We start from the raw sequence: 5,348 nt of genomic DNA on the forward strand, positions 1-5,348 counted from the left end.
GGAAGTGCGCGCGCTGGCGCAGCGTTCAGCCTCGGCGGCGCGCGATATCCGCACCCTGACCGATCGCTCCGTCAGCCTGATCTCTCAGGGCAACGCGCTGGTGAAAGGCGCTGGCGTCTCTATTCAGGAGATTATCGCCAGCGTCAAGGCGCTGGCCGCGCTGATGGAAGATATCTCGTCAGCCAGCGCCGAACAGAGCACCGGCATCGAGCAGGTCAACCTCGCCGTTACGCATATGGATGCCGCCACGCAGCAGAACGCCACGCTGTCGCAACAGTCGGCACAGGCGGCGCGCGCGCTCAATCAGCAGGTTGGCGCGCTCATGGAGAACGTAAGCCTGTTCCAGCTTAACCTCAGCGAAGCGCAGGTCGCTTAAGCAATGGCTCCCGCGTCCTGCGGGAGCCAACATCATCCTTGCTACGCCTCTTTAGCCACCATTGCGCTTCGCGCTGCGTAAATTTTGTGAAGAACATGGCAAGAGCCGGTTCCCCTGGTTAGCATGAAGAATGCCTGGCACGCAGCCGGAGAGCAGCAACATGAGGAGATTTTCGTGGAGAAGTGGCGTAACTGGATGATAGGGATCTGTCTGGCCGGAGCGGCCAGCAGCGCGTGGGCAGACTCGCTGGATCAGCAGCGACAGCGTTATCAGGAGATCAAACAGGCGTGGGACAGCAACCAGATGGCGACGGTGGAGCAGTTGCTGCCGACGCTGCAGGATTATCCTTTATACCCCTATTTGCAGTACCGCCTGCTGGCGCAGGACCTGGACCAGGAAACGCCGCTCGCCGTTAAAAACTTTATCCAGCAATATCCGACGCTGCCGCCGGCGCGCTCGCTGAAAACCCGCTTCGTCAACGTGCTGGCGCACCGCCAGGACTGGCAGGGCATTCTGAGCTTTAGCCCGGAAGCGCCAGGCCCGGTACAGGCGCGCTGCAACTGGCTCTACGCCAAATGGGCGACGGGGGCGCAGCAGCAGGCGTTTGAGGGCGCGAAGGAGATCTGGCTGCGCGGCACCTCGCTGCCCAACGATTGCGATCGACTCTTCTCCGTCTGGCAATCTTCCGGCCAGATGTCGCCCATTACCGTACTGGAGCGCATACGCCTCGCGATGAAGGCGGGCAACGACAGCCTGGTGAGCTTCCTGGCAAAAACCCTGCCGGAAGATTACCAGACCATCGCCAACGGCGTGCTTGCGTTGCAGAACGATCCGCAGACGGTGGTGACGTTTGCGCAATCCGTCGGCCCGACCGATTTTACCCGCCAGGCGACAATTTACGCCTTTACCCGCGTCGCGCGCGCCGATATGGAGAATGCGCGCAGCATGATCCCGCTGCTGGTGCGCGGACAGAAGATGGAGGCGGACGATGAGCAGGCGCTGAAAGAGATTGTGGTCTGGCGCATGATGGGCTCTGATTTAACTTCGGAGCAGGCGCGCTGGCGCGATGCGGTGATCATGAACAGCCAGTCGACAGCGCTGATTGAGCGGCGCGTACGCCTGGCGCTGTCGCAAAACGATCGCCGCGGCCTGAATACCTGGATCGCGCGTCTGCCGCTTGAGGCGAAAGAGAAAGATGAGTGGCAGTACTGGCAGGCCGATCTGCTTTACGCCCAGGGACGTAAAGAGGAGGCGGACGAGATCCTGCATAAGCTGATGCAGGCGCGCGGCTTCTATCCCATGGTGGCGGCGCAGCGGCTGGGCGTGAAATATCCGATGCAGATCGACGAGGCGCCGAAGCCGGACAGCGCGACGGTGCAGGGGCCGGAGCTGGCGCGCGTGCGCGAGCTGATGTTCTGGGGGCTGGATAACCTGGCGCGCAGCGAATGGGCCAACCTGATCGCCAGCAAAAGCCACACGCAGCAGCAGATGCTGGCGCGCTACGCCAACGAGCAGGACTGGTGGGATCTCAGCGTGCAGGCGACGATTACGGCAAAGATGTGGGACAGCCTGAAAGAGCGCTTCCCGCTGGCGTGGGAGAGCTTCTATAAGAGCAACACTCGCGACAAAGGCATTGCGCCGAGCTACGCCATGGCGATCTCGCGCCAGGAGAGCGCCTGGAACCCGAAAGCGCGTTCGCCGGTCGGTGCCAGCGGTCTGATGCAGGTGATGCCGGCGACAGCGGCGCATACCGTGAAGATGTACAATATTCCCGGCTATATGAACAGCAATCAGCTGCTGGATCCGCAGACCAATATCCAGATCGGCACGCAATATCTGGAGTATGTCTATCAGCAGTTCGGGCAGAACCGCATTTTCGCCTCCGCGGCTTACAATGCGGGGCCGGGACGCGTGCGCAGCTGGCAGAACGTCAGCGCGGGCAATCTTGATGCGGTCGCCTTTATCGAAACCATTCCCTTCTCTGAAACGCGCGGCTACGTGAAGAACGTGCTGGCCTACGACGCCTACTATCGCCACTTTATGGGCGAGCCGGACAAGGTACTGTCGGACAGCGAGTGGAACCGCCGCTACTAGCGTGTTATGCTTCCGTACTCGTTAGTGAGTACGGAAGCCTGTTTTATGACGCAATCTCCCGCCCGGTCGGCGCAACATTCCCTTTCTGAAGATAACTGGCGGCGCTTTATCGCGCTGATGCAGCAGGCTTACGCCGATGACGTGGCGTTGCCTTTGCTGCAGCTGATGCTGACGGCCGATGAGCGCGAAGCGCTCGGCACGCGCCTGCGCATCGTGGAAGAGTTAATGAACGGCACCATGAGCCAGCGAGAGCTGAAAAATGAACTGGGCGTCGGCATCGCGACGATTACGCGCGGTTCGAACAGCCTGAAAGAGGCGCCGCCTGAACTGCGGCGCTGGCTGGAGGCGCAACTGGGACGTGGCGGGGTCAGCGCTGATAAAGCGGATGAGTAAAAGGGCAGAGCGCCAGGATAAGCGCCTGATGATAAACGCTGGAGCGCGTCAGCAGGCCCTGCGTAAAGGCACCGATGGCACCGCCTTTATGTTTGATATTCTCTACCCCGGTCAGCCGCGCCATCTCATCGCCCAGCTCGCGCCCGGCACGTAAGCCCGTCAGCACCACCTGCGGCAGCGTAAAGCTGGCGGAGCGCGACTCGCCGCGCCGTTCGGCGTTTTCCACTACCATCCAGGCGAAAGCGCAATCCTCTTCAATACCGGCCTCGATCGCCACCCAGAAATCAGCCTCTGGCTCTGCCCGGCGCGCGTTGGCGACGCGCTGACGTGCGCCGGTTCGCGTTTCCGCATCGCTCAGGGGCTGGGCTGCGACGCCGCTATCGACCTCAACCCCGCGAATATGGCAGGATCCTTCGCCGAAAACGTCGTTGAACGCCTGAGAGATTGCACGAATTTTTGCCGGATTGATGGTGGCTGCGATAACCTGGTACATAATCTATTGAACCCTTTAGGCAAATTTGTCGCAGTATAACGGAAACTCAGCATGCTACAGGTCTATCTTGTTCGTCACGGTGAAACGGTATGGAATGCGGAGCGCCGCATTCAGGGACAATCCGACAGTCCGCTGACGGAGAAAGGAGAGCAACAGGCCCATCAGGTGGGCGAGCGCGTTAAACATCTTGGCATTACCCATGTTATCGCCAGCGATCTGGGGCGCACGCAGCGCACCGCCGAGATCATCGCCGACGCCTGCGGCTGCGCGGTGACGCTGGAGCCGCGCCTGCGCGAGCTGAATATGGGCGTGCTGGAGAAGCGTCCGCTGGATGGGTTAACCGAGGAAGAGGAGCGCTGGCGCAGTACGCTGGTGGACGGCACCGAAAATGGCCGTATTCCGCAGGGCGAATCGATGGCGGAGATGGCAGCGCGCATGCACGAGGCGCTGAATGCCTGTCTGGCGCTCCCCGCGGGCAGCCGACCGCTGCTGGTGAGCCACGGTATGGCGCTTGGCGTGCTAATCAGCACCATTCTTGGCCTGCCGGCTCATGCGGAGCGTCGTTTGCGCCTGCGCAACTGCTCAATCTCTCGCGTCGATCATCAGCACAGCGCCTGGCTGGCGGAAGGCTGGGTGGTAGAGACGGCGGGTGATATATCGCATCTTGACGCGCCTGCGCTGGATGAGCTGCAGCGCTAAAGAAAAAGCCGTCGTGGCGACGGCTTGATGGTCAGTTCGCCTGCTGATGGCGAATCGGGATCAGGTATTCGCAGCGGATCTCTTTTGGTGGCTCGCTGCGCTTCTTGCCGCCGTGGGTAATGAAGCGTTCGATATCCTGACCCTGACGACGCGTCAGGCCGAGCGTCGGCATGCAGGTGCCGTAGAGCAGCAGGATAAAGTCCTGTAGCTCGTTGCGCGGGCCGTTATAGGTGAACTGCACATAGTCGCCCGCTTCCAGCAGCACGCTCTGGCCGGAGTGCAGGTTAACCGCCTGATCGGACGGTACGGCAGTGGTGTAGAGGATCTCCTGCTCGTCATCCTTCTCCTGGCTGGCGCGTACCTGATGCAGGCCATACAGCACCGGCGGAATGGTGTCGGTTTCCAGTAGAAACTGCTTCCAGAAATGGATACGCATTTCGTCGCGATAGCGTGAGATCTGCTCCAGAGTGCAGTTATAGCTTTGCGTTTGTCCCACCAGCACCGTTTCCGGCAGCGTGACGAAGGTTGACTCCGGCATACTGCTATCGTCGAGGCGAATCGGCGGGCGAATGCCGAATGAATTCCAGTCCGATGAGCGGCGATACCACGCGGGCGTCTGGTTAAACTGCTTTTTAAAGGCGCGGGTAAAGGTTTGTTGTGAATCGAAACGGTATTGCAGAGCGATGTCCAGGATCGGGCGGCTGGTCAGGCGTAGCGCCACGGCCGCTTTAGACAGGCGACGGGCACGGATATAGGCGCCGATTGCATGGCCTGTTACGTCTTTGAACATCCTCTGTAAATGCCATTTAGAATAACCCGCTTTCAGGGCAACATTGTCCAGTGAAAGGGGCTGATCCAAATGGCTCTCCAGCCAGACAAGCAAATCGCGAATGATACCGGCTTGGTCCATAAAACATCCTCATACTCTCTGGGTGCGACTAACGCAGTCGCCGAATAATAGCACTAAATGCACATCTGGCGTGGGCAGTTCTGTTGGGAGATTGTGCCATGTCAATGTGGGATAAAACCGGTTCTGGTTTGGTCAACGCGGACATTTGTCAGTACATTACATGCTCGTCTATTAGATTTGCAATGGTAACGCTATGACAATAACTCGCTTTTTCGCTGCTTCATTCGCCACGCTGCTGCTGGCATCCCCGGTTCTGGCCGAAGAGATCGGCTCGGTAGATACGGTATTCAAGATATTTGGCCCCGATCATAAGATCGTGGTGGAGGCATTCGACGATCCCGACGTAAAAAATGTAACCTGTTATATCAGCCGGGCAAAAACCG

6 protein-coding genes and 1 pseudogene are annotated in these 5,348 nt (G+C 59.6%); 5 read left to right on the top strand and 2 right to left on the bottom strand.

Going from position 1 to position 5,348, the window contains the following annotated elements:
* The 3 genes from B3797_RS13910 to trpR form a co-directional block, all read left to right on the top strand.
* A partial coding sequence (locus B3797_RS13910; protein WP_311791380.1) for a methyl-accepting chemotaxis protein occupies positions 1–376 on the top strand: 376 nt, incomplete at its 5' end.
* A gap of 123 nt (positions 377–499) precedes the next feature.
* Positions 500–2,470: a murein transglycosylase gene (gene sltY, locus B3797_RS13915; protein ID WP_414693086.1), complete on the top strand. Its 1,971-nt coding sequence runs from the start codon at positions 500–502 to the stop codon at positions 2,468–2,470.
* Between the two features lie 45 nt (positions 2,471–2,515).
* Positions 2,516–2,863 (top strand): trp operon repressor, encoded by a 348-nt coding sequence (trpR, locus tag B3797_RS13920; RefSeq protein WP_311783143.1) that lies wholly within the window; start codon positions 2,516–2,518, stop codon positions 2,861–2,863.
* Here the strand turns inward: trpR and yjjX are convergent.
* Entirely contained in the window at positions 2,838–3,356 is a 519-nt protein-coding gene (gene yjjX / locus B3797_RS13925) for an inosine/xanthosine triphosphatase (protein WP_311791381.1), read from the bottom strand. The two genes, trpR and yjjX, sit on opposite strands and share 26 nt — an antisense overlap.
* A gap of 51 nt (positions 3,357–3,407) precedes the next feature.
* Here yjjX and gpmB point away from each other — a divergent pair, with 51 nt between their 5' ends.
* On the top strand, positions 3,408–4,055 hold the full coding sequence (gene gpmB, locus B3797_RS13930) for a 2,3-diphosphoglycerate-dependent phosphoglycerate mutase GpmB (RefSeq protein WP_311783141.1): 648 nt from the start codon (positions 3,408–3,410) through the stop codon (positions 4,053–4,055).
* Positions 4,056–4,086: 31 nt separating this feature from the next.
* On the opposite strand, the gene robA is transcribed toward gpmB, so the two are convergent.
* Positions 4,087–4,965 carry an MDR efflux pump AcrAB transcriptional activator RobA gene (robA, locus tag B3797_RS13935; protein WP_311783140.1) on the bottom strand — a complete coding sequence of 293 codons (879 nt, stop codon included), beginning with the start codon at positions 4,963–4,965 and terminating at the stop codon, positions 4,087–4,089.
* 193 nt (positions 4,966–5,158) lie between these two features.
* Here robA and B3797_RS13940 point away from each other — a divergent pair.
* Positions 5,159–5,348 (top strand): annotated as a pseudogene (locus tag B3797_RS13940) (CreA family protein); the annotation flags it as partial.

It is taken from the genome of Pantoea sp. UBA5923 (assembly GCF_002431095.1).
Taxonomy (GTDB): domain Bacteria; phylum Pseudomonadota; class Gammaproteobacteria; order Enterobacterales; family Enterobacteriaceae; genus Pantoea; species Pantoea piersonii.

Bases quoted from the DNA above. Each gene is read 5' to 3' on its own strand.
- sltY (WP_414693086.1), top strand. From the start codon at position 500: ATGAAGAATGCCTGGCACGCAGCCGGAGAGCAGCAACATGAGGAGATT.
- trpR (WP_311783143.1), top strand. From the start codon at position 2,516: ATGACGCAATCTCCCGCCCGGTCGGCGCAACATTCCCTTTCTGAAGAT.
- yjjX (WP_311791381.1), bottom strand. From the start codon at position 3,356: ATGTACCAGGTTATCGCAGCCACCATCAATCCGGCAAAAATTCGTGCA.
- gpmB (WP_311783141.1), top strand. From the start codon at position 3,408: ATGCTACAGGTCTATCTTGTTCGTCACGGTGAAACGGTATGGAATGCG.
- robA (WP_311783140.1), bottom strand. From the start codon at position 4,965: ATGGACCAAGCCGGTATCATTCGCGATTTGCTTGTCTGGCTGGAGAGC.